The sequence below is a fragment of the Bdellovibrio bacteriovorus genome (assembly GCF_002208115.1).
In the GTDB taxonomy this organism is placed as follows: Bacteria; Bdellovibrionota; Bdellovibrionia; order Bdellovibrionales; family Bdellovibrionaceae; genus Bdellovibrio; species Bdellovibrio bacteriovorus_C.
In genome coordinates this window covers 1,584,809-1,609,356 of the sequence record NZ_CP020946.1, presented here as the reverse complement: position 1 = coordinate 1,609,356, position 24,548 = coordinate 1,584,809, and the positions used below count along the sequence as shown (strand labels likewise).

Below are 24,548 nucleotides of genomic sequence, written 5' to 3'. Positions count from 1 at the left end.
CAGCATACTCCTGAAAAACTTTGCGACCAATCTCTTCTTGGGAAAAAATAGAAGTGTCAGGAGGTGCTTATGAAGCTTCTACTAAGTATTTTCCTTGCCGCAAGCCTTTGCCTGCCCCTAACAACCCAGGCCGCCCCACTGGAAGTCACCGTCACTCCATCCACGATAGAGACGCAATCACATCAATACTATTACTACAACTTTGGAAGTGTGCGGGTGAACTGGAGTCAATACGCCGATATCTATCTGCGCAACACGGGACATGAGCCTTTGTATGTCCGTGGCGTTTATATCAGCGGCGCCGCCTTCTGGGCCTGGAGCCAATGTCCGAACTATCTGTATCCGGGCCAAAGCTGTTTGACCCGTGTTGAGTTCCGCCCTTGGTATGAAGGCTATTTCAGCGGCGCACTCAGATTCGCATTCCCGAACGGCAGCATCGTTGTTGAGCTTTATGGCTGGGGTGTGCGCTGGTGATTAACGAATACGGCGCAGAATTTTCTGCAGCAAACTGTGAGCTTGCTCTACTTTCAGGATATAACCCAAAGTGAAGTAGAGCAGGCCATAGATCACCAATGCCACTGCGGCACGGGCAATGACGTGCACTGAAGCATCAAGCAATCCTTTGGCAACCAGTGCCCCCGCACCTGCCCCGATCAAAGCCATCAACCACACTTTGCCTTGGAATTTCAGTGACAATCCGGTGCGACCGATGCGTTTATTCAAGGACTTGCGCAAAAGATAGAATTCGATCCAGCCCGCTATCCCGGCCGCCGCCGTCAGACCCGCTGTTCCCCACTGGGAATCCAGCCCCAGCGCCTGAGGCACATAGAACCCCAGCATCGCGCCCAGCAAGGTCGCAAAGATCACACGCACAATTGCAAACTGCAGCGGCGTCCTGGTGTCTTTCAAAGAAAAGAAGGTTGAAGAATACAAACGCCCCAATGTGGACGCCAAAAGACCCAGCGTGTATCCCACCAGAACCATCCACACATAGTGGGTGTTTTGTGCCGTGAACTCTCCGGTCTGAAAAACCGCGCCGACAATCAGATCGCCCAAAATCAGAAAGCCCGCCACAGATGGAATGATAAAGAACGCAATCTGTTCAAGGCCCCTGTTCAGACGCCCCTGCAAATAGTGACGGATTTCTTCGTCAGAACCCGTCGCCTGGGACATGGCCGGAAGCTCCGCGGCCGACACACTCATTCCAAAAAGACTGACTGGCAAAAGATAAAGGGTCTGCGCGTAAGCCAAGGCCGACACCGCGCCGGTGGGAAGCAAACTGGCCAAAACGTTATCGATATAGGCACTAACCTGAACAACACCGCGGGAAAAGACCACGGGCACAAAGTTCTTCACCACCGTGCGAACGGAAGAAAGCTTTAAATCCAAGGACGGCGAAATCTTTTTCCCCAAACGCAAAGCCGACGGCAACTGCACTGCAAATTGCAGGAAGCTTCCCGCCACCAGCCCCCAGGCCACCGTCACAGCCAGGTCGAACTGCCCCTGTTTCCCGCCCCACATCACCAGCGCGGCGATAATCGCCAGGTTCCAGATCACCGGCGCCACATACGAAAGAAAGAACTTGCGATGAGAATTTAAAATCCCCAAGCACCACGCCGACATCACCAAAAACCCCGTGCCCGGGAACAGGATCTGCACGATCTGAATGGTCAGATCACGTTTTTCACCGGTGAATCCCGGCGCAATGACATCAATCAAAAAAGGCGTTGCCAGCACACCAGCCAGCACCAAACCTGACGTCAGCAGAAACAGCAAACTGCCGATCACCGACGCCACTTTGGCGGCATCTTCATCGTGTTTTTTTGCCAGCAACTGGGCATAGACCGGGATAAAGCTTGCCGACAGCACGCCCTCACCGAACAGATTTTGCAGGAAGTTTGGAATCTTCAGAGCGGCCTTGAAGGCATCCCCGGCATCAGAATTTCCGAAGTAGTGGGCAAAGACCCTTTCACGGACAAGACCCGCGATACGGCTTAAAAAAATCCCCAGTCCGACTAAGAGCGCATGACTCTTCACTCTTCAACCTCAGTTTCTTCTTCTTCACTCTCGTTAAGCTGAAGCAAAATACGCTCGGCAAGGACCCGGTTAAAGCCCTTAAGTTTAGCAATCTCTTCTGCATCAGCCATTTTGATTTCATCAACAGAGTTGAACTGAGTCAAAAGAACTTTCTTTCTTTTTTCCCCCAAACCAACGACGTAATCCAGCTCACTTTCAAGTGACGTGCCTTCACGCAGTTTGCGGTGGTAAGTGATGGCAAAACGATGGGCCTCATCGCGGATGCCCGAAAGGATATACAAAGCCTCGGCATTGTGCTTAAAGATCACCGGATTGGAACGCCCCGGAAGGAAGAAGCGCTCTTCGGTGGACTCGACTTCCTGCTTTTGGAAATCACTTTCGGTGCGCGCCTTGGCCAAGCCCACCACCGGGATGTCCTTGCGCCCGATTTCTTCCAGAATCTTCATGGCCTGGGACAACTGCCCCTTACCACCGTCGATCACGATCAACTGAGGGTCCTCGTACTCGGTGTGCTTGAAACGACGGCTTAACACCTCGTACATCGAGGCAAAGTCATTGATTCCCTGAACGGTTTTAATCTTATAGCGACGATAGTGCTCTTTGGCAGGGACCCCGTCCTCAAACACCACTTGGGAGGCCACGGTTTCAGCCCCCTGGAAGGTGGAGATATCATAACACTCAATACGGCGCGGACGCTCCGGCAGATTGAAACGTTCTTTGATTTCCTCCAGACCACGCAGTTTTTCTTCGGACTTGGAAACGTACTTCAGGAAATGCGACTTGGCGTTTTCATGGGCCATCTCAACCAGATTACGGCCGCGCTCATCCGTTGCAAAGCGCACCGTGGCCCTGCTGCCAGAGCGTTCTTTAAGAACCTCTTCCATCAGCTTGGTCAGGTCATTGCCGATATCCAATGGCAGCAAAACCTCATCAGGAATGAAGTTGTCTTCATAGTACTGATTCAGGAAGTCCACCAGCCACTCGCGCGGATCTTCAACAGCGTCATTCGGATCAAAGTGCGGCAGGTAATGCGGCCTTGTTCCAATCACCCGTCCGGCACGGATATGGACTGTTTCAATCAAGCAGCCCCGCTCATCCCCATAATAACCCAGGGCATCCTGGTCTTTTTCGGAAGTGTCGTTGATGACGGCCTGTTTTTGCAGGATCGCCTTGATGGCTTCAATAGAATCCCGCAAACGCGCAGCAACCTCGAACTTTTCCTCGTCCGCAGCGCCCATCATTTTTTCGGTCATGGCTTTGATGACTTTTTTATTCTGCCCCTTCAGGAACAGCTTCGCGCCTTCAACTTCGTTGCGGTAATCTTCCAAAGAGATGTACTTCACACACGGCGCGGTACAGCGACCGATCTGATAGGTCATGCACGGACGGGTCCGGGATTTAAAGACCGCATCAGTGCAATCACGGATTTTAAAGGTTCTGTTTAGAAACTTGATCGTGCCATGCACGGCCAGGCCCGAAGTGTACGGGCCAAAATACAAAGACCCGTCTTTTTTCACTTTGCGCGCCAGATACAGTCTTGGCGCCTGGTCTCCCCAACTGAAGCGGATGTAAGGGTAGGCCTTATCATCACGCAGACGAATGTTGTATTTGGGACGGTGTTTTTTAATCAGCGAGGCTTCCAGCAGGAATGCTTCCACCTCGGTTTTGGTCAGGATGTATTCAACTTCACAGATGTTCGTAACCAGCAGGCGCGTTTTGGGACTGTGATCCTTGCTGTCGTTAAAGTAGCTGCGCACACGGTTTCTAAGATTCTTCGCCTTACCGATATAGATGATCTTATCGGCGGTGTTTTTCATCAGATAAACACCACTTTGCGTGGGAAACTCTTTCACCTTGTCGCGAACTTCCTCGAACTTACTTGAGGCCATCCTTGACGACCTCCGCACTCTCCTGTTCGATCTCCCCGCTGCGCACGTTCAGTTCCACAATCTGCAGACGTTTGATTTCGTCGCGAACTTTCGCCGCTTCCTCAAACTCGAGGTTCGCAGAAAGCTCTTTCATGCGGGCACGAAGCTTCGTGATCTCTTGCTGGATTTTCTCCGGCTGCTGCGCAAACTTGTTCATGATGGCAGCAGCTTTGTTTTCACCACCCAATGGGTTGGAGACCGTTCCGTCGAACATCTCGCCCAGACCCTCTTTAATGCGTTTTTTCACCGACTGAGGGGTGATCCCGTTAGCCTCGTTGTATTCACTTTGAATGCGACGACGACGATCGGTTTCGTTGATGGCTTTTTCCATGCTTTCGGTGATCGTGTCCCCGTACAAAATCACCCGGCCATTCAAGTTACGGGCGGCACGACCGATAGTTTGCACCAATGATCTTTCTGAGCGCAGGAAACCCTCTTTATCGGCATCGGTGATACCGACAAGGCTGACCTCGGGAATATCCAGGCCTTCTCGCAGCAAGTTGATCCCCACCAGAACGTCAAAGACCCCCAAACGCAAATCGCGCAGAATCTCCATACGCTCCATGGTGTCGATCTCGCTGTGCAGATACTTCACCTTAATACCCAGATTTTCATAGTACTCGGTCAGATCCTCAGCAGAACGTTTGGTCAAAGTTGTAATCAGAACACGTTCTTGCTTGGCAATACGGACACGGATTTCTTTGAGCAGATCATCAACCTGATGTTTCACCGGACGGACTTCGACGACAGGATCAATCAGACCCGTCGGACGGATGATTTGCTCAACAATCACCCCTTCGGATTTTTGCAGCTCATAAGTGCCCGGAGTCGCCGAAACATAGACGACCTTGTCCATCATGGCTTCAAATTCCTGGAAGTTTAAAGGACGGTTGTCCAAAGCCGAAGGCAGACGGAAGCCATGCTCCACCAGATTCATCTTGCGCGCACGATCCCCGCGATACATCCCCCCGATCTGAGGCACGGTGACGTGGGACTCATCGATAAAGGTGACAAAGTCTTTGGGGAAGTATTCCAGCAGCGTCGGAGGTGGTTCCCCCGGCCCCCGGCCCGTCATATGGCGGGAATAGTTTTCGATCCCCTGACAGAAACCCATTTGCTCCATCATCTCGATGTCGTAATAGGTTCTTTGTTCCAAACGCTGGGCTTCAAGCAGCTTCATTTCCTGATTCAACTGCACCAGGCGGTCACGCAGCTCGTCCTGAATGGTCTTGATCGCGCGCTTTAAGCTGTCATCACTGGTAACGTGGTGGCTTCCCGGATAAATACCGATCTGGTCAATTTCTTCAAGGATCTGCCCGGTCAAAGGATCAATCCAGGAAAGGCGTTCGATATAGTCTCCAAAGAATTCCACACGCACGGCGCGCTCTTCTTCATAGGGTGGGAAGATTTCGACGTTGTCCCCGCGCACGCGCACCGTTCCGCGCGAGAAATCCACGTTGTTACGCTGATACTGAATACGAATCAATTCCCGCAGTAAGTGATCGCGCTTCATCGACGTGTTGGACACGATTTGAATCATCATGCCTTCATAGGCCTCTGGCGACCCCAAACCGTAAATGCACGAAACAGAACTGACGATGATGACATCACGACGATCAAACAGGGAACGCGTCGCCGAGTGGCGCATGCGATCGATTTGCTCGTTGATGGCTGAATCTTTTTCGATATAGGTGTCCGTAGAAGGAATATAAGCTTCCGGCTGGTAGTAATCGTAGTAACTGACAAAGTATTCCACGGCATTGTGCGGAAACAGCTCTTTGAACTCGGCATACAACTGAGCCGCCAGAGTTTTATTCGGCGCCAGAACCAGAGCCGGCTGATTCAAGTTTGCAATAGTGTGCGCCATGGTGAAGGTCTTTCCCGACCCGGTCACACCCAGTAACGTCTGATGTTTCAAACCCGCTTTGAAGTTTTCAGCAATCTGCTCAATTGCTTTCGGCTGATCGCCGGAAGGTTTAAACTCGGACACCAATTGAAAGTTCTTTTTATATGCAGAGGCCATCCCTCCAAGAATAGCACGATCATATAAAAGTACCCGTCCTTTTTTGGCTCTACTCTGCGTTATATGCGAGGTGGCAATTAAAGGTTTTCTTGCCTCCCTCCCAGACCCCGCCGACAGTTGAGGGATGAAAACACTCAAACGAAGCCTTCTCGTATTCTTCATCTTGGTTACCGTCTTCTGCTTGGGGGGTTATCTATTCTTGCGCCAGTCCCTGCCACCGATGGAGGGCTCACTTCCGCTTAAAGGGCTGTCTGAGCCCGTGACCGTGATTCGCGATCAATACGGCATTCCTCATATCAAAGCGGCCAATAAGAAAGACGCCTTGAAAGCCCTGGGCTTTGTCATGGCCAGCGAAAGACTTTTCCAAATGGAGCTTTCCCGCCGTATGACTCAAGGGGAACTTTCCGAGATCTTCGGAGAGCTGGCCCTTCCCAGCGACAAATTGTACCGCAGCCTGATGCTTCGCCGATCAGTCGAACGCATGCTTGCAAAGGAAAAAGCCGAGGGCCGTTTTGATCAGAGTATGTGGGATGAGATGGAGGCCTACTTTGAAGGTGTGAATCAATACATCAGCACTCAAAAAGCCCCCTATGAAATGGCGCTCGTGGGACTAAAACCCCGCCCGTTTTCGCCTTTGGATGCTTACATCATGACCGGCCACATGGCTTACAGCTTTGGGATCGCACTAAAAGCCGACCCGTTGATGACCGAACTTGCCGGGAAGCTTTCCCCGGAATCCTTCCAAGGACTTCGCAATGTGCCGCTGAAAGCCCCACTAAAGATCACATCCCTTCAGGGCGGATTCACCCCGTTTGAACTGCTGACTGAAAATCTTTTCACCGCCTCTTTTGAAGGCAGCAATGCGTGGCTGATCGGGCCGGACCGTTCGCAGTCCGGCAAAAGTATTTTTGCCAACGATCCTCACATTGGTTTTTCTCACCCCGCAACCTGGGTCGAAGCCCACATCCAAACCCCGGAGTTTGAACTTTACGGCCACTACCTTCCGCTGGTTCCCTTCGCCATCCTAGGCCACAGCCGCCAGCATGCCTGGGGTTTCACTATGTCTTTATCCGACGATATGGATCTGTTTGCCGAAACCCTGAATAAGGACAAGAAAACCGCCGTCTTCATGGGAAAGGAAGTCCCTTATCAGGAATGGACTGAAACCATCAAAATCAAAGATGCACCAGATCTGGTGCTGAACATGATTGAAACCAATCATGGCCCGATCATGGATGAAACCTTGAAACGCAAAGGTTTGGCATTAAAGTGGGCTTATCACCGCCCCGAAAACAATCCGATGAAGGCCCTTTTTGAAATGGGCAAAGCGCCGAACATGGCAGCCTTTGAAACAGCCCTGCAATACGGAACCGCACCGGGCTTGAATGTCATGTACGCGGATGCCGAAAATATCGCGTGGTGGATCTTTGGTGATATCGCCATTAAGAAGAATCCGAACTCGGATATGATTTTGGACGGAGCTTCGGGTCTGGATGAATACGAGCGTGTGCTTGCATGGGCAGACAAACCCCACAAAATAAATCCTGAAAACGGCATCATCGTCACGGCCAATTCCCGTCCCGATGGCATCGCCGAAAACATCCGCGGAGACTGGCAGTCCGATGACCGCTATCAGACCCTGGTGCGTGCCTTGGGCGAAAAAGACCTGTGGAGTGCCGATGATGTGCGCGCCCTGCAAACAGACAACTTCAACTATAAAACCCGTGAGCTGTTAGACAAACTGAATGATCACCTGCAGTTGGATGAAGCGCAGAATCTAAAATACGAAACTGAACTGAACGCCCTGAAAAACTGGAACCTGCGTTCAGATGTTCAATCCGTCGAAGCCAGCTTGTACCATCAGTGGAACAACGAACTGGTATTGCTGCTGCTAAAAGATGTACCGGAAGAAATGAAGGCCACCTATCTGACGACTCCGTACGCCTGGGCCTTTTATGAGCGCGCCGTTTTGGACGACGCATCGCCTTGGTGGAAAGATCGCAATCAGGATCAACTGATCACGCAAGCTTTCTTAACCGCGATTGAAAAAGTGCAGGACATTCCCTGGGGCGACTTGCACACGGTGGAATACAAACACCCTCTGGGCCGCAGCTTCCCACTGGACAAGATATTTAATCTGGGGCCCTACCCGATGCCGGGCGCCTACAATGAAATCAACAACAACAAGATGCGCGGCCTTGGTGGTGACTTCAATGTGGTGGCAGGACCCAGCACTCGCCGGGTGATTGATTTTGCCCGCCCCCAAACCAGTTGGGGCATTAATCCCATTGGCATTTCCGGTCATATCCTGTCACCCTTCTATAAAGACCAGGTGCAATTGTTCCTGGATGGAAAATATCGCCCGCAATACATGGCGGCCGAAGACATTGAAAAGAACAAAAAATACGAACTGAAACTGACACCCCAATAACCGGAGGATTTCATGAAGTTTTTGATTTTGCTCACCGCACTTTTTACCGCTTCCACATCATTCGCAGCTTTTGATATCAAGCCCGGCCTTTGGGAAGTAAAAATGCAAATGACCCTGGACGGAAAAGCCTTTGATCCTATGGCTGAAATGAACAAAGCCCTGGAACAACTGCCACCCGAGCAAAGAAAAAAGATGGAAGCGATGCTATCGGGCTCTGACAAAATCCCCGTCACAAAAAATGGTTATCGTATCTGCTACACTGCCGACATGCTGAAAAATCCCAACAAAGTGATGGAAGGCACCAAGGCCTGCACCACCAAGATCACCACGCAGACTGCCAAGAAGCTGGCGGGAACTTTTGACTGTCCGAAAGACGACGCCAAGGGTGACTTTGAATGGAATGCCAAATCCAGCAACGAATACGAAGGCTTGATGAACGGCAAAACCAGCAAAGGCAGCAACACACAAATTCGCTATCAGGGTAAGTTTATTTCTGCTGATTGCGGTAAAGTGAAGCCTGTACTTTAGCACCTGATTCGCTCTTGGACTTTCAGCCTTTTTCTTTGGATGCCATGCTAGTGGCATTCCATGGAAGGAGGCTTTATGTTTACCAAATCTTTACTGGCAGCTTTCACCACCCTGTTTATCACGACCGCCTTGGCCTATCCCAATGTCGGTGACAAAGTTTCCTGGACAGGGACCATGAGCACCGTCAGCGGCGAAACCAACGCCGTGAAAATCACCAAAGAAGTCATCGGCCACGACGAAAAAAAGAACATCTGGAAAATAAAAATCGAAGCCGTCGTTGGCACAGAAAAAACCAGTGAGACGATGGAGATCTCGGACCTCTACTCCCCGGCAAAATATAAAGCCCTGATTGTGGACTGCGTGAAAAATGGCGGAACCCTGGAAAAGCTCATCGCCCCGGCGGGAACCTATGACACCTGCAAAATGAGCATGACCATGGCCGACGGAACCATGGTCGAACGCTGGTGGGGTGACATCCCGTTTGGAGTCGTCAGCAAAAACACCCGCGACAGCGGCAAAATGCCGATCTCAAAACCGGATTTGAATTCGATTATCGCGGGACTATAAAAAACTCATCACGAGGGCTTTTAACATTTACTTCTACTTCGTCACTTCCCAGAAGCTTCCTTCCGGAGTGTCGCTGACTGAAATGCCCAAAGCGGTGATTTTCGCGCGCAATTCATCAGACTTCGCAAAGTCCTTCGCTGCGCGAGCCTCGCCACGTTCTGCAACCAATGCATTCACTGCAGACCTTTCAAGGTTCATTTTCTTCAGCAACATATCATCAAGCTTGATCAGGAAGGCGTGCGCCGGTTCCTGGAACAAACTCATCATTGAACCCATTTTGCGAACGAAGTTATGGAAAGCCAAAGCTTTGCCTTGAATCGCTGGGTTCACTTTCATGCCACGGCGAACCTGAGCATTGAACTGGCGGACCACTTCAAACATCGCCGCAAACGCATCCGGTGTTCCGAAGTCATGATTCATGGCTTCTTCCACTTTCTTCCAGGCGTCTTGCGTGATTTTCGCAAAAGCAGCATCCTCCTGAGTCACTTCCGCAGTCAGATAGCTTTCAGCCATGGAAAGCGCAGAATACACACGGGACAACCCGCCCACGGCGCGCTCGACGGCTTCATCACCAAAGTCACTCAATGTGCGATAGTGCGCAGACAGGATCATCCATTTGTAGATCTCGGCGTTGTACATCTCCAGGAATTCTCGCATAGTCACGATGTTCCCCAAAGACTTGGACATTTTCTGCCCGCCGAAGTTCAGCATGTTGTTGTGCATCCAGTATTTTACGAAGGCTTTGCCGGTGCAGCCTTCACTTTGTGCGATTTCATTTTCGTGGTGCGGGAAGATCAAGTCCATGCCGCCCCCGTGAATGTCGATCTGATCGCCGAAAAGATTTTTGATCATCGCCGAGCACTCAATGTGCCAGCCCGGACGCCCTGGGCCCCAAGGCGATGGCCAGGACACTTCACCCGGCTTTGCCGCTTTCCACAGGGCAAAATCCATGGGGTTGCGTTTCTTTTCATCGACTTCAACACGGGCACCCGCCAACAAGTCGTCGGTGTTGCGACCACTCAGCTTGCCATAATCCTTGAAGGATTCGATGGAATAAAGAACATCGCCTTGTGCTTCATAGGCTTTTTTCTGACTGACCAGGCTTTCCACCATGGAGCGAATGTCATCCATGTGCTCCGTCACCTTCGGATTCATGTCATGCGGGCGAAGCCCCAGCATCGCGAAATCTTTTTTGTATTCTGCGATGTATTTTTCAGACAACTCAGTCGGAGTCATACCCAGCTCGTTCGCACGGTTGATGATCTTATCATCCACGTCCGTGAAATTCAGGGCGTAGGTCACTTTGTAACCCAGGTGCTCCAGCCAGTTGCGAACCATGTTAAAGACCACCGGCCCGCGGAAGTTCCCCACATGCAGGAAGTTATACACCGTCGGACCACACACATACATTTTCACCTGTCCCGGCGTCAGTGGTGTGAAATCTTCAAGCTGCTTGCTTTGAGAATTGTGAATCTTCAACATAGTTAAAACCTACACTTTTGCCAGGGCCTGCTCTGCGCGGGCCACCAGCGAGGATTTTTTCATCAACGGCACAAGTGTCTTCAGTTCCGCACCATGAGGCTTCCCGATCACCGCCACACGAATCGGCATGAACAGGTGTTTGCCTTTGGAACCGGTCTGATTTTTCACTTCATCCTGCATTTTCAGGAACTCTTCTTCTGTCATATAGTCAGAAGGGTGCGCCTGAAGCAGGTTTTTCCAGGAGGTCAGAACCGCTTTGGTGGATTCCCACTTCAGGGTTTCATCGGCTTCCGGCAGGATCACATAAGATTTATCATTCAACGGACGATACAGTTCGATCGCATCAGCCAGGACTTCCATGTAGGGCTTGAACAAATCCAAAGACTTGCTTTGCCACGCAGGATCACTTGGCAGATCCATGTTTTCACGAGCCAGGAACGGAGCCACCGCCGTCCAAAGTTCCGCGTTTGGCAACGCACGCAGGTGCTGCGCATTCATCCATTTGAATTTCACACGGTCAAAGATCGCACCGGATGGATTCAAACGGGAAATATCAAACACTTCCAGCATGTCTTTCACAGACAGGATCTCTCGCCCTTGAGGATCAGACCATCCCAGCAATGCGATGAAGTTCAAAACGGCACTTGCCAGATAACCTTCGTCTTTCAACTGACCGCAAGCTACAGCGCCTTTGCGCTTGGAAAGTTTTTGGCGGTCTTCATCCAGAATCAAAGCCATATGACCGAACTCCGGCGCCTGCCAGTTCATCGCCTCATAGATCATCAACTGACGAAGAGTGTTTGGCAGATGTTCTTCCGCACGGAAAACATGGGTCATCTTCATCAGGTGGTCATCGACCACGCAGCAGAAGTTGTAAACCGGCATTCCGTCAGAACGAAGCAGGACAAAGTCCCCCACCATGTCGGATGGGAACTTCACTTCACCGCGCACAAGATCGGTGAAGATATAATCTTTCACCAGATTTTTGGTTTTGAAACGAACCACGGCTTTGTCGCCGGTCTTCAGACGCTCCAAAGCTTGTTCCAAAGACCAATCCTGATAAGGAGACACCAGGTGAGCAAAGCTTCCGGCTGCGGCTTTTTGCTTTTCAATTTCCTCTTCGGTCATGAAGCAATAGTACGCTTTGCCTTCTTTCAGAAGCTGATCAGCGATTTCTTTGTAGATATGCAGACGCTCACTTTGACGGTAAGGACCACTCGGGCCCACGTCTTTCAACGTCACCGGGTCCACGCCTTCGTCCCATTTCAAACCCAGCCAAACCAGGTCATCCACCACCCCACGCAGGGATTCTTGAGTGGAACGGGCCTCGTCCGTGTCTTCGATACGCAGGATGAACTCACCGCCGTTTTTCTTGGCGAAAAGGTAGTTGTAAAGAGCGGTTCTTGCGCCCCCCACGTGCAAATAACCCGTTGGGGATGGGGCAAAACGAACACGAACATGCGGAGAGATTTTCGAGGACATGCGGAACTCCAAAGCTGGGAAAGGCCTTAAAAAACAAAAAGGGCCTGGTCATTAAACCAAGCCCCGAATTTATTATGTTTTTTGAAAGTCGTCCAGCCTTTCTCGGCTGGTTAAAAAAGCCTAACCCGTGATACCGAAGATGGCTTTAACTTCTTCCTCTTTGAACAGCTCTTCCTGGCTTGTCGCCAAAGTCAGCTCTTTCAACAGCAGGCTGCGCGCAGAATCAAGCATCTTGCGCTCACCGAAGGACAGCTCTTTGTCCGCTTTCAAAAGGAACAAATCGCGTAAAACTTCAGCAATCTCGAATACGGAACCGGTTTTGATCTTCTCCATGTACTCGCGATAACGGCGATTCCATGTCTGATTGTCGATCTTGATGTCTTTTTCTTTAAGAATTCCAACAACTCGGGATGCTTCGGACTTGGAGATGATAGGACGCAGACCCGCGGACTTCACGTTCGTGGTAGGGATCATGATCTTCAGACCTGTGTCCACCAACTGCATGTTGTAGAACGTAGTCTTAGTACCAAGCATCTCTTTGGTTTCAATAGAAACCACTTTAACAACGCCGTATCCAGGATAAACTGCATTATCACCGACTTCAAACGTCTGCATTCACGAACCTCCCCAAGGGAAAAGGGACTATACATCCATAAGGCCTAGACCTTAGGACAGACTTGCAACCTCGACAGTTCTATCAAATTTGACACGAGTTATCAAACGGGAGCAGCGCATTGGAAATTATTTCAGAAGCCTTTTAAAAGCAAAAAAGGCCCGGAATCATCCGAGCCTTTTTCCAGTATTTTCGAATACTTAAAACAGTTATCAAGACCTATTTAGCCGTATAGACTAGAGCATAAGCTTGAGCGCCGTTCTTACCTTGCGGAACTTTAAAGCCCTTTACAGTCAGCTTGTAAGTACCCGCCGGCAAGCCGGACTTTTCGATCATCTCAAGATTGTTGATGTGATCGTTCATGCTCAGGGTCTGACCGTTTGGCAAAGTCAGAACCAGATCCAAATCGTTCACCAAGGCTTGGGCCGCATTCGCCGAACCCGGAGCATCGGTCCAAACAAGGTTCGCATACAGGCTGCCTGGCGCATTCAAAGTGAATTCGTAGGAAACCTCAGCTCCTTGAGCCACACCCTGACGGTTGTCGACGAACTGAGTAGCACCGCCCAAGTTGGCGATGTTAGCCACGTCCACACGGCCGTAACCTTCATCAGAGTTCGGACGACGAGTCAGAATCTCTTGACCACGAGCTGCACCGATTTCACCGAACTGACCTGGGTACATATCAACAGCCGTGTGAAGCATAGTTGCTTTCATCAAAGCCGCAGATGGATTTTTGATGCCCAATTTTTCAACAAGCACCTGACGAGCAATCGCCGCCGCACCCGCCGTCAGCGGAGTCGCCATGGACGTACCACCAGACCAGACATAGTCTTTGTTGTAAGCGCCCCAAAGTGGAGAAGCATCTTTTTCCTGAGAGAACACGCTCAGGATGTTTGTGCCCGGAGCCACGATATCAGGCTTGGTACGGCCATCTGTCGTTGGACCACGGGAAGAGAACATCGCGATGCCGTTGCCGTTATCAGAGATGTAAGAGCTGTAGATTGGTTCTGCCGGCCATTCATCCTTAGCCGCGCGAAGCTTGCTGATTGGTACCTGAATACCACCGGACTTCGTCACGTTTTCAGAAGCGCCCACGGTCAAAACGTTTTTCGCTGTGCCCGGAGAAGCCATGGAGTTGGAATCAATACGGCCGTCTTTGTTTTTATCCGCGCCGCTATTACCAGCCGCAAACAGAATCAACATATCCGGGTTCGCGTAAGACCATTCGTCCACTTGAACTGCGAAGTTGTCATAAGCACCGAAGGTACGAGCACCACCCCAAGAGTTGGTGTGGATACGAGCGCCATCAGCGAAGGCTTTTTCAAACAAATCCCCTAGTTTGGATGGAACACTCAAGTTCTTCATCATTGGAGACCACATGCCTTCAGCCACCATGTTAGCTTCATAAGCGCCGCCTTTCAGCAAGCCCTTGGAAGCTGTACCACGACCCATCACAGATCCGGCAACGTGAGTCCCGTGACCCATTGGATCAGACCATGATTTAGACCACAAACCAAAAGGATAACCCGAGATCACGCCGCCTGCGAAATCCTGATGGATCGCGCCGGTGTTACCAGAATCAAGACCTGTATCCGCCATGGAAACAGTCTGACCTTTCCCTGCATAGCCCATGGCCCAAGCTGCATCAAAGTTCATCAAACGAGTGCCGGACTCATCGCCCGTCAGGTCTGAATAATCACCCGCTGCAGTTGCAGAAACCTGACCGGCCAGGTCCTCATCCATCGCAAAGTGGAAGGATTCAATTACTGGAGCCGGTTGAACGTGCTCAACACCTGTCAAAGCAGCCACCGCCGGAACAAGCCCACGAGGAATCAAAGCTGTGATGTGCTTTCCATCAACAACTTGAACTGCTACTTTAACATCCATTTTTTCAATTTTAGAGGCGATCACTTCCACTTCGTGGGATTTGAAAGTGTTCACAAGAACTGCAACCATATTGTCTTTGGTAAAGACGCTGGCCGGAGCGAAGGACGTGCTCACTTTATATTGAGCCGAGTACTTCACCACAGCCTGAACACCAGGGTGGTTGGTTTTGAAAGTCACAAGATCAGAATAGATCCCGCGAACAACCAAAGCATCATCAGGAAGATAGCCGAACACTTCAAACTGAGCCTTCAAGGCCGCTTTGTCTTTTTCAGTCACCGCTTTTTTGAACTGAACGATGTATTCAGTTGCTTTGGCTTCCATCATCCAGGAAGCAGCGTAGTTGCTGGTAAGTTTGTTGGTGTCGATAGCGCCAGCATTGAATTTCAATACTGTGCCTGCTTGTGCCACGCTGACAGAAAGAACTGCCGCGACCGTAGAGACCGTGATGCCCTTCACAAGATGATTCATAATACCCCCTCTGAGTACAAAATCAGATCACGACCGAAGTCCAGTCGCAAGGGGTACTTAGTATATTGATGCGCTGAGTGATTTTTTAAAGCTGATGAGCCATCACCGCCAGAGAAAGATTCCCTGCCGTGCGACCCTTGGAATTCATGCCAAATTCCATCTCTTGATTGTCAGGAGCAAAAATCTGCGCGCGTTCCGCGAGTTTCTTTTGCCCACGCACACGTTTTGTCACGGTCACATCCATATAAAGACCGTCTTTTTTATTCACTTGGGATTTGCGCGCAAACACTTCCACCAGTGTTTCGCTTTGTCCATCGTCAGAAATTTCACTGACGAAGCTTTTTTTGCCGGATTTTGCAACAGTATTGATAGAAATAGGAGAAGCCCCCTTCAAACCGACACGCATGTTCACCTTATAAGAAGGTGCCGCCGCCAATGATTGAAGAGAGAACAGAACTGTTGCCGTAACTACGCTGAAGAGCAATTTCATAAGAGCACATCCTTGTGATCTAAGAAAAGGATGACAAACAAAATTCGCGGATGCAACAGCAAAATGTTCCGCTATTTTTTCTTAGAAACCAGTGATCAGCGTTGGCGTTGTCGGATCAGCAGCGCCCGGTGTCGGCGGAAGTGCCGATTGGCCGTTATTATTGCCACCCCAGCAGAAGAGTTTCCCTGCATTCACCGCGCACACGTTTCTTTCGCCAACAGAAACTTTTTGCCAATTGGTAGAAGTTCCTAACTGAATAGGCACAACTTCCGCACCAGTGAAGGCAGAACCATTGCCCTGCTGCCCCCAGCCATCAGAACCCCAACAGAACAGTTTGCCGCCATCAATGCCACAGACAGCACTATTTTCAAAGCCCGAGGCAATTTCAGTCCAAGATGACGAGACACCCACACGCTGCGGAGTCGATGCATCAACCATGCTTCCAGTCCCCAAAGCCCCCTGATAGGATCCACCCCAACAGTAAAGCTGACCTGAGCGAATACCACAGGTATGCAGGTTGCCCGCTACAACGGCGGTCCAATCAGAGTCAGATCCCACACGAACAGGCGTGTGTGAAGAGGTGTTATTGCCGTCACCCAATTCCCCGTCATCGCCGTAACCCCAGCAATAAAGCTTGCCGTCATCGATACCACAGGAATGATAGGAACTGATCCCCACGGCATGCCATTTATCAGAAGTGCCGACTTGAGTAGGCTCTTCCACCAAAGGCACCGTGGCCGGATCAGCCGCCATCTGCCCGTCGGAGTTCTGCCCCCAACAATACATTTTTCCACCGTTGATTCCGCACAACTGACCGGAACCCGCGGCAATGGCCGTCCACGCCTTGGAAGTCCCCACACGCGTAGGAACTTGCGAAACCGGTGAAACATTCATCGGCATAAAACCACCGCCGCCCGGAGGAGGTGGTGGTGGCGGTGGACCTCCTCCGCCGAAGTCAAATCCCACGTTTAAGCCCCAGCAGTACAATTCACCCTCTTTAATGCCACAGGTGTGCCCCCCGCCACTGGCGATTTTCTGCCAGGCCTTGGAGTTTCCAACCTGTTGAGGAACAATGATTGACGCCAAAGATCCGTTGTCATTTTGCCCCAACTGGAAACTGGAGTTATCACCCCAGCAGTACAGGCGACCCGCATTGATCGCACAAGAATGACCATATCCCGCACTTGGCAAAGACCAGGATGTAGACAGGCCCACTCTATGAGGTTTGTGGGCAATCTCGGCCCGATCCTCGCCCAATCCGATGTAATTAATAGTGCTCTCGTCATGCGCCCAGCACAGCACGGATCCGTTATTGATTCCGCAGGTCATGTAATAGCTTGTGCTAATTTTGCTCCAAGTACTGTCGGTGCCAATGCGGGTTGGTTCCCACACGCCGCTTTGATAACTTACAGCACCCCAACAGTAAAGATCGCCACCGTTTCGAATTCCGCAGGTGTGATTCCCCCCTGCCGCAAGACTTTCCCAGTCGGAAGCAGTACCCACTTGGGAAATCGCACCGATGATATTGCCTGCCTCTGCAGCTCCCAGCCCCAACTGCCCGGAATAGTTGTCACCCCAGCAGTAAAGCTTTCCAGCATTGATACCGCAGGTGTGATCATTTCCGGCCACAACATCCTGCCAAGATGCCGAGGCACCCACCTGCAAAACCGACTGCTGCCGAGTCACGCTAGCATTATTCCCGAGTTGCAGACGAGACCCCGCGCCCCAGCAATAAAGTTTTCCGGAATCAAGACCGCACACATGGGATCCACCTGCAGAAATCTTCTGCCAGGTTGTACTGGCGCCAACTCTTGTAGGACTGTATTTTGTCAGAATATCTCCGGTGGCGAGCTGACCAAACTGGTTGAAACCCCAGCAGTACAATTCACCTGATCTGATACCGCATGAGAAATGAGTACCACCGACCAGGTCCTGCCAGTCGGAATCTGCACCCACCTGAGTAGGCTCTGTAACCTCAGACGGCACCATGGACCCGGTTGCCGATCGTCCCGCATCGTTGCGACCCCAGCAATAAAGCTTGCCCCCATTGAGCCCACAGGTACCCTCAGAACTTAATGCCACCTTTTGCCATGTCGTGGAAGTTCCCACACGGACAGGCTTTGTGCGATTGTCCTGATCCCCAGCCCCCAATCCAAGACGGTACTTGTCGTTATTACCCCAGCAATACAGCTTGCCATCCGAAATCGCGCAGATATGGGTATCAGAGACATTGATGTCCTGAAAAACCTGCGCAGGAGCTCCGCCAGTAAACTCCAACGGAATGACCAGTTCGATTTTGGGTTTAAGCCCACTCATACCGCTGTTGAGCTGAATGGTTTGATGTTCGGCGGATGACAAAGACAGACCCGCCTGCAAAGTCAGAGGAATAACGACAGAGGTGGCTCCGGCTGGAACCAGAATCTTCCCAGTGTTCATTCCATTAAACAGTGATGATTCGGAATTGGCGGAATATATGGAGTAATCCAAATAGGTCGCAAAAGGCGCCGGAGCTGAAAGATTCAACACCGTATTTTGCGTTGGCGCACCGGAATCAAAGCTGAAGTTTTCCTGAGATAAGGTCAACTGCAAGCTGTTTTGCACACCCAGACTGATAACATCGGACACCACACTGACAGAGCCTTGAGTGACCTTGACTTTGAATTCGCAGCTTTCGCCAGAAACCTTGTCAAGCACTCCGGAAATCCAGCCATCGGCATTGATGGAGAGCCCCGGACACGTGCTGTCTTGAAGGGATAAAGCCGGAGTGCTGAAACTTGAAAGACCGCTGGAAAGACCTGTGACCTGAACCTGTCCATAATAAGGGAAGGATTCAGGAACGTTCGTGGGCAAATCAGAAATCTTAAGACTCAGATCGGTGGAAGCTTCGGAGGTGGATTTGATTTTTTCAAAGAGTTCCGCATCCAACGAACACGCCGTCAGCAGCAGAAGATTCAGTGTAAGAAGCAGGTTGCGAATATACTTCGTGGTCATTCCAATTCCTCGAAACGTTCAGTTAACAGCCCATCATTGATCGGCCCTTAACAACCCTCACTTAAGGCATTTTCTCAGAATGACACACGAATATTTCAAACAGGAAAGGTTGTCACATTAGGCAATACCAGCTAGAGCGGCTGGACCGTGCTCGCGCAAAAGCTCGGCCTTCAAACCTTGATTCTCGACGTAGGAAAGTTTTGGATCCTTTCTTAGAACCTCAAAAGCCGCTTCACGGGCTTCCTGCAGGATGGCCATATCACGTACCAGGTTTGCCAGTTTAAAGCCGGAAAGACCTGACTGCCTGGTCCCCATGAACTCACCCGGGCCGCGCATTTCAAGATCGAACTCAGCGATCTTGAATCCGTCCGAGGTCTTTTCCATCATCTCGGTGCGGGCTTTGCCTTCTTCAGACACGGCATAACCCATGATCAGAATACAGAAACTTTTGTATTCTCCCCGTCCCACGCGGCCGCGCAACTGATGCAGCTGCGACAGACCAAAACGTTCAGCATGTTCGATGATCATGATGTTGGCATTCGGCACGTCGACACCGACTTCAATGACGGTGGTGGAAACCAGAACCTGGATTTCATTTTTGCGGAACTGATCCATGACCTGGTCTTTTTCATCTGGTTTCATCTTCCCGTGCAAAAGACCGATCTTCAACTGCGGATAAAGCTCTTTCAGCTTTTCGTATTCCGACACTGCATCTTTCAGATCAATCTTTTCGCTTTCCTCCACCAGAGGATAAACGATATAGGCCTGACGGCCTTTTTGGATTTGTTCCAGCATAAATTGCAGGGCTTGAGGGCGTTTGCTTTCAAACGTTGCGCGCGTCTGAATCGGGCTTCGACCGGCCGGCATTTCATCGATGATGGAAACATCCAGGTCCCCGTACACAGTCATGGCCAGAGTTCTGGGAATCGGAGTCGCGGTCATCACCAGGAAGTGCGGAGAGTTTCCTTTGTTCTTCAAAACCCCGCGCTGTTCAACCCCGAATCTGTGCTGTTCGTCGATGATCACAAGTCCCAGATTTGAGAACTGCACTTCATCTTCGATCAGGGCATGGGTGCCTATAATCAAATCAATCTCGCCGGCTGCCAAAGCCGCCAGCAGAGCTTTTCGCTCCGAGGCTTTGGATTTACCCACCAGCAGCCCTAGACGAACACCCAAAGGCTCAAGCACCTTGCGCGCATTTTTAAAGTGCTGTTCAGCCAGAATTTCTGTCGGCGCCATCAAACAGGATTGATAACCGCTTTCTGCGGCATAGATGGCGGCCATAAAGCTCACGAGCGTCTTTCCGCTTCCCACATCCCCTTGCACCATTCGGTGCATAGGGTGGCCTTTTTCCAGATCGGCTTTGATTTCAGTGAAGACGCGCTTTTGTGCGCCTGTCATTTCAAATGGCAAAGACTGAAGCAATGCCCGCATCTTTTCGCCGGAATTTCTGATCTGCGGAGCCCCTTCTTTCTGGAAGCCTGCCTTTTTAGAGGCCAAATAAAGTTCCAACCAGAAAAACTCATCAAAGATGATGCGTTTTTGGGCCGCAGTTTTAAATTCAGAATACTCCTTGGCCTTGTTCGGATCCGGAAAATGGATGTCCTTCAAGGCGTCTTTGCGCGGAATCAGATTGTACTTTTCGCGCATCCATTTCGGGAACGCTTCTTCCGGCCATTCTTCGATTTGCGCAAACGCCGAACGCACCAGCTTCATGATCTTGGCCGTGGCAAGACCTTCAATTTCCGTATACAGCGGGATCAGCGCGTCCTGGGTTTCTTCGTCGGGCTCCACATCCTTGATATCGGGATGATGGAATTCCAAACGGCCGCGGTACTCGGTGACTTTTCCCACCACACGAACTTCGGTGAAGGGCTTAAAGCGTTCAAAGTATCCTTTGTAAGGCACACGGAAGTATTTGCAGTGAATCTGTCCGGAGGCGTCTCTGACCAGAACGTCATACATCTTGCGTGCCGATCGCCCCATGTTCACGCTGTGAACAGCGACAACCGTGGCCTTGATGCTGACGATATCATCCGGGCGCAGGCTTGAAATGTTTCGTGCCGCGCGCTGGTCTTCGTAGGCACGGGGATAGAACTCAAAAAGGTCCCCCAAGGTCTTAAGACCTTTACGGGAAAACAGATCCCCCAACTTGGGACCCACACCTTTAAGAAATTGTATTTGCGTATCCAGACGAAGAGCCATGCGGTGATTATGGCCAATCACCGGGATTTCGGCAACTGCCGAACCCCCGGCAACGCAGCCTGCCGGGAACTCGGCGGGGGGGCCAATCAGCTCAAAATTAAGCCGTTTTCAGAGCGAAATCCGCTGGCACCGCCTGTGCTTTATAGGTTGGCATAAAGGAGATCTTATGAAAGCTCAATACCAACAATTCATCCGCACTCACAATCACAAAACTGCCATCAACGGTGAAACTCTGGTGGCCTTAAATGGCCTGACTGAACGCAATCATGTCGAATATCTGCAAGACGTCTGCGCCGACTTGTTCCCAAACCCCCAAGGGCTGAAAGCCCTGGACATGGGTGCGGCGCACGGGGTTTGTGCAATGGCCTTGGCCGAACTGGGCATGCAAGTAGCGGCTTACGACATGTACCGTTCTTCTGTGGCGATTGTTCACAAAATGGCCATGGAGCAGCACTTGAATATTTCATTCCGCGTGGGCGGCAGCCTGCAAATCGAGCAGCTACAGGAAAAATTCGATTTGATCCACGATCGCGACTGCCTTACTAATATTCCACTACCTCTGGATCGAGCGCGCTTCCTGCAAAGCCTTCGCAAAATGCTGGCTGAAGATGGCAAACTGGTGATTCGCACCTCCATCCTCAGCCCACAGTTCGATCCGGATGACAGCTTCGAGTCCATTTGCCTGGATGCCGACTATGTTTTGTGGAGACAAACTCCAGAATCAGATGCTCCGGGTGTGGTTGCCATGAATGGCCGTCACTGGACAGCACAAAAAAGACTGCCACCCGCTGAAGTGATTCGTCAGGAACTATGCCGTGCGGGCTTCATGATCCTGGATGAAGAAATCGAGCTGGTTCCCGGTAACAACCCATCGATCCTTCGACTTGTCGTCACTAGCGCCCCAGGGCGCTAGCTTTTTTTTACGGAGAACCCATGAAAACCCTGCGCCTTGGTTTGACCTTGCTTTGGATACTGACTCTTGCTGCTTGTGCTGGCAGTTCTGGTTCTGGCCCCTCCCCCTCCCCTTCACCCACGCCTGCTCCGGCCAGGTTTTCTTATGTGTTGAATTCTTCGGACGACAGCATCAGTGTTTTTTCGATTGCATCTGATGGCACCCTTGCACCTTTGGAGGTCGCGGCCGCCGGGAATTATGCGAAATCACTTTTGATGGATCAAAACCAAGAGCATCTTTATGTGGTGAACGCCAGTGACGACACGATTTCACAGTTTCAAATCGGCCCTGATGGCAAGCTTCAGTCCCTGGGCCTCGTTGCCACGGAAGAGTTTCCCCAGTCGGTGCAGATTTCTCCAGACGGAAGATTTGTTTATTCACTGAATCTGCGCAGTGAATCCATCACTCAGTACAGCAAAGGCAGTGATGGGCGCCTTACTGCGATGGGGAGCACGCCGCATACAGCAGGTCCATTAAGCATGCTTTTTTCCAATCAGGGTCAGTATGCTTATGTGGTGAACATTCTTGATGCCAGTATTTCCCAGTATGCAGTGGACAACAATGGCGCGCTGACGGCATTGGTGCCGGACCGGGTGGCCTCACAAGGTGAATTCATCTATGTGCTTAGCTGCAGCACTGACGAAGTCGAAGTGTTTGCCATTGGTTCAGATGGCACTTTGCAATCCCGTCAGGTGATGGCGACGGAATCAAGCCCGCAAGGCATGACCATCAGCGGAAACCACCTGTATGTGGCCAATGCGTTTTCTTCAACCGTCAGTGTCTATGAAATTCAAAACAGCGGAACACTGGAGCTTAAATCAACAGTTCCTGCCGGGGCCTCGCCTGAAACGGTGACTGTGGATGCTGCAGGCCAATCCGCTTATGTGCTCGACTATATTGAAAACCAAATACTGCAGTTTCATGTGGGCACCGACGGGTCGCTGACCCGAACCAGTGCGACTCCTTTTAGCACGGGATTGACTCCAGTGCAGATGCTGCTGAAACGCTAATCCCGTCCCGCATTGAAACGTTGTGAGGGGGGCTCGCCCCTCTACGTCTAGACCAAGGGCTGAGCTGTTTGTTTATTGCGGATTTAGTTCCTTCAAGCCCCCTTTCCGTGGCAGAATTTTCCTATGGATTCCACGACTTACTTCCGCATCCGTCTAAGCACAATTCGCCCTGATAAAGTCACCAGTTTTGACATTTACATCCTTGTGGATGGTAAACATATTCTTTACCTGCGCGCCGGCGACAAACTTGCTTCCGGTAAAATCAAAACTTTGCACGGACGTGACACGGGGGATTCTTTCTTCGTGCGCATGGAAGACAAACAGACTTATCGCGACTGGGTGAAGGAAGAAATGAACTCGGACCTTCTGAACCCGTTTGATAAAGCCAAAATCCTGCGGGAATCCTCGGTTGCGTTGATGGAAGATCTCTTTGAAAATCCGGATGTGAACAAGGCGCTGGATGAATCCCGCCCGATTATCACCGATTTCATTGACCTGATGGAAAGCGCACCGGAAGCCATGGGCTTTATGATCTCGTTGTCCGGACATGACTTCTATACCTACAATCATTCTTTGGACGTTAGCATTTATTCTTTGGGCTTGGGTAAAGCTCTTGGCTATGATGCAAAAACTTTGGAAGAGTTGGGTGTGGGTGCCCTTTTCCACGATATTGGCAAACGCAGCGTCAGTCTGGACATCCTTTGCAAAAAAGGCGGCTTAACAGATGCCGAGTGGGAGCAAATGAAAATGCACCCGCAGTACGGTTTGGTTATCATGAACAACCACCCGAACATCAGTGATGCAATCAAGGCCGCCTGTTTTGAGCACCACGAATCCTGGGCTGGGAACGGTTATCCTCAGCAACTGGTGGCGGAAGAAATCCACCCGTTTGCAAGGATCGTCGCCATCACCGACACCTATGACGCCATGACCACACAAAGATCCTACAACGTGCCGATGACACCGATGGATGCCGTCGCCATGATGAAGGAAAAACTGGCCGGTCGTTATGATCCCGACATGCTGAAAGCCATGTATTCAGTACTTTTCAAAATAAAGGTCGCTTAGATGAAGCTCGTTTTGCATTCTTTGGTTCTTATTGCCTGCGTTCCGCTGATTGCCATTGCTCTTGAACCCACCAACCCTGCTGGTTTCTGCGAACGCTTCATCGGCGAAAAAGAAATCAGCGAATGCCAAGAGCGCACTAAAACCGAAAACGTCGACTGGTATGCCGCTACGGTTTGCCACCTGCAACAAGACGACAAAGCCTTCTGGGCATGCTGGGACAGCATCCAAGGGCAAAGCTACAACCCGGCCGAGCTTTCCAAATGTGGAGAGAATACGGAAGCCAGCGATACCCAGCGCCAAAGCTGTATTGATACTGCCCGTGGGGGTCGTAAGCCTGCCTCTGTGGCTCCGTTTCAGCCTTTAAAAGTTAAAAAATAGGACCCCAC

General features: G+C 50.9%; 18 protein-coding genes. 8 read left to right on the top strand and 10 right to left on the bottom strand.

Annotated features, from left to right (window positions below):
- Nucleotides 1–69: 69 nt before the first annotated feature.
- Nucleotides 70–474: an Ig-like domain-containing protein gene (locus B9G79_RS07660; RefSeq protein ID WP_088564992.1), complete on the top strand. Its 405-nt coding sequence runs from the start codon at nt 70–72 to the stop codon at nt 472–474.
- Here the strand turns inward: B9G79_RS07660 and murJ are convergent, their stop codons facing one another.
- From murJ to uvrB, 3 genes are read right to left on the bottom strand one after another with little or no spacing between them, the layout of a single operon-like run.
- Nucleotides 475–2,037, bottom strand: coding sequence for a murein biosynthesis integral membrane protein MurJ (gene murJ / locus B9G79_RS07655; protein ID WP_088564991.1), 1,563 nt, complete (start codon nt 2,035–2,037; stop codon nt 475–477).
- Entirely contained in the window at nt 2,034–3,926 is a 1,893-nt protein-coding gene (uvrC, locus tag B9G79_RS07650) for an excinuclease ABC subunit UvrC (protein ID WP_088564990.1), read from the bottom strand. The genes murJ and uvrC overlap by 4 nt, the downstream gene beginning before the upstream one ends.
- A complete protein-coding gene (gene uvrB, locus B9G79_RS07645) occupies nt 3,913–5,988 on the bottom strand; it encodes an excinuclease ABC subunit UvrB (RefSeq protein WP_088564989.1) in 2,076 nt (691 codons plus the stop codon). Before uvrB ends, uvrC begins: the two co-directional genes overlap by 14 nt.
- Nucleotides 5,989–6,112: 124 nt before the next feature.
- Between uvrB and B9G79_RS07640 the strand changes: the two genes are divergently transcribed.
- The 3 genes from B9G79_RS07640 to B9G79_RS07630 all read left to right on the top strand — a co-directional run bounded on the left by B9G79_RS07640 (nt 6,113) and on the right by B9G79_RS07630 (nt 9,514).
- Nucleotides 6,113–8,419 carry a penicillin acylase family protein gene (locus tag B9G79_RS07640; RefSeq protein WP_232469265.1) on the top strand — a complete coding sequence of 769 codons (2,307 nt, stop codon included), beginning with the start codon at nt 6,113–6,115 and terminating at the stop codon, nt 8,417–8,419.
- A gap of 12 nt (nt 8,420–8,431) precedes the next feature.
- Complete coding sequence (locus tag B9G79_RS07635) at nt 8,432–8,947, top strand: DUF3617 domain-containing protein (RefSeq protein ID WP_088564987.1); 516 nt, start codon at nt 8,432–8,434, stop codon at nt 8,945–8,947.
- 75 nt (nt 8,948–9,022) lie between these two features.
- Entirely contained in the window at nt 9,023–9,514 is a 492-nt protein-coding gene (locus B9G79_RS07630) for a hypothetical protein (protein ID WP_232469264.1), read from the top strand.
- Nucleotides 9,515–9,547: 33 nt separating this feature from the next.
- Here the strand turns inward: B9G79_RS07630 and cysS are convergent, their stop codons facing one another.
- The 7 genes from cysS to recG all read right to left on the bottom strand — a co-directional run bounded on the left by cysS (nt 9,548) and on the right by recG (nt 21,132).
- Nucleotides 9,548–10,996 (bottom strand): cysteine--tRNA ligase, encoded by a 1,449-nt coding sequence (gene cysS, locus B9G79_RS07625; protein ID WP_088564985.1) that lies wholly within the window; start codon nt 10,994–10,996, stop codon nt 9,548–9,550.
- A gap of 9 nt (nt 10,997–11,005) precedes the next feature.
- A complete protein-coding gene (gltX, locus tag B9G79_RS07620; RefSeq protein ID WP_088564984.1) occupies nt 11,006–12,478 on the bottom strand; it encodes a glutamate--tRNA ligase in 1,473 nt (490 codons plus the stop codon).
- 120 nt (nt 12,479–12,598) lie between these two features.
- Nucleotides 12,599–13,093 (bottom strand): CarD family transcriptional regulator, encoded by a 495-nt coding sequence (locus B9G79_RS07615; RefSeq protein WP_088564983.1) that lies wholly within the window; start codon nt 13,091–13,093, stop codon nt 12,599–12,601.
- Nucleotides 13,094–13,310: 217 nt separating this feature from the next.
- Nucleotides 13,311–15,446, bottom strand: coding sequence for a S8 family serine peptidase (locus B9G79_RS07610; RefSeq protein ID WP_088564982.1), 2,136 nt, complete (start codon nt 15,444–15,446; stop codon nt 13,311–13,313).
- Nucleotides 15,447–15,531: 85 nt separating this feature from the next.
- Nucleotides 15,532–15,936, bottom strand: coding sequence for a hypothetical protein (locus B9G79_RS07605; protein ID WP_088564981.1), 405 nt, complete (start codon nt 15,934–15,936; stop codon nt 15,532–15,534).
- 81 nt (nt 15,937–16,017) lie between these two features.
- Nucleotides 16,018–18,927: an RCC1 domain-containing protein gene (locus B9G79_RS07600; protein ID WP_088564980.1), complete on the bottom strand. Its 2,910-nt coding sequence runs from the start codon at nt 18,925–18,927 to the stop codon at nt 16,018–16,020.
- A 117-nt stretch (nt 18,928–19,044) separates the two neighbouring features.
- Nucleotides 19,045–21,132, bottom strand: a complete 2,088-nt coding sequence (recG, locus tag B9G79_RS07595; protein ID WP_088566815.1) for an ATP-dependent DNA helicase RecG — start codon at nt 21,130–21,132, stop codon at nt 19,045–19,047.
- A 166-nt stretch (nt 21,133–21,298) separates the two neighbouring features.
- Here recG and B9G79_RS07590 point away from each other — a divergent pair, with 166 nt between their 5' ends.
- From B9G79_RS07590 to B9G79_RS07575, 4 genes are all read left to right on the top strand, one after another.
- Nucleotides 21,299–22,045 carry a class I SAM-dependent methyltransferase gene (locus B9G79_RS07590; RefSeq protein ID WP_088564979.1) on the top strand — a complete coding sequence of 249 codons (747 nt, stop codon included), beginning with the start codon at nt 21,299–21,301 and terminating at the stop codon, nt 22,043–22,045.
- Nucleotides 22,046–22,065: 20 nt separating this feature from the next.
- Complete coding sequence (locus B9G79_RS07585; protein WP_088564978.1) at nt 22,066–23,094, top strand: lactonase family protein; 1,029 nt, start codon at nt 22,066–22,068, stop codon at nt 23,092–23,094.
- Nucleotides 23,095–23,217: 123 nt separating this feature from the next.
- The gene (locus B9G79_RS07580; RefSeq protein ID WP_088564977.1) at nt 23,218–24,162 is read left to right on the top strand and encodes an HD-GYP domain-containing protein; all 945 of its coding nucleotides are present in this window, start codon (nt 23,218–23,220) and stop codon (nt 24,160–24,162) included.
- The gene (locus tag B9G79_RS07575; RefSeq protein ID WP_088564976.1) at nt 24,163–24,540 is read left to right on the top strand and encodes a hypothetical protein; all 378 of its coding nucleotides are present in this window, start codon (nt 24,163–24,165) and stop codon (nt 24,538–24,540) included.
- The last annotated feature ends 8 nt before the right edge of the window (nt 24,541–24,548 follow it).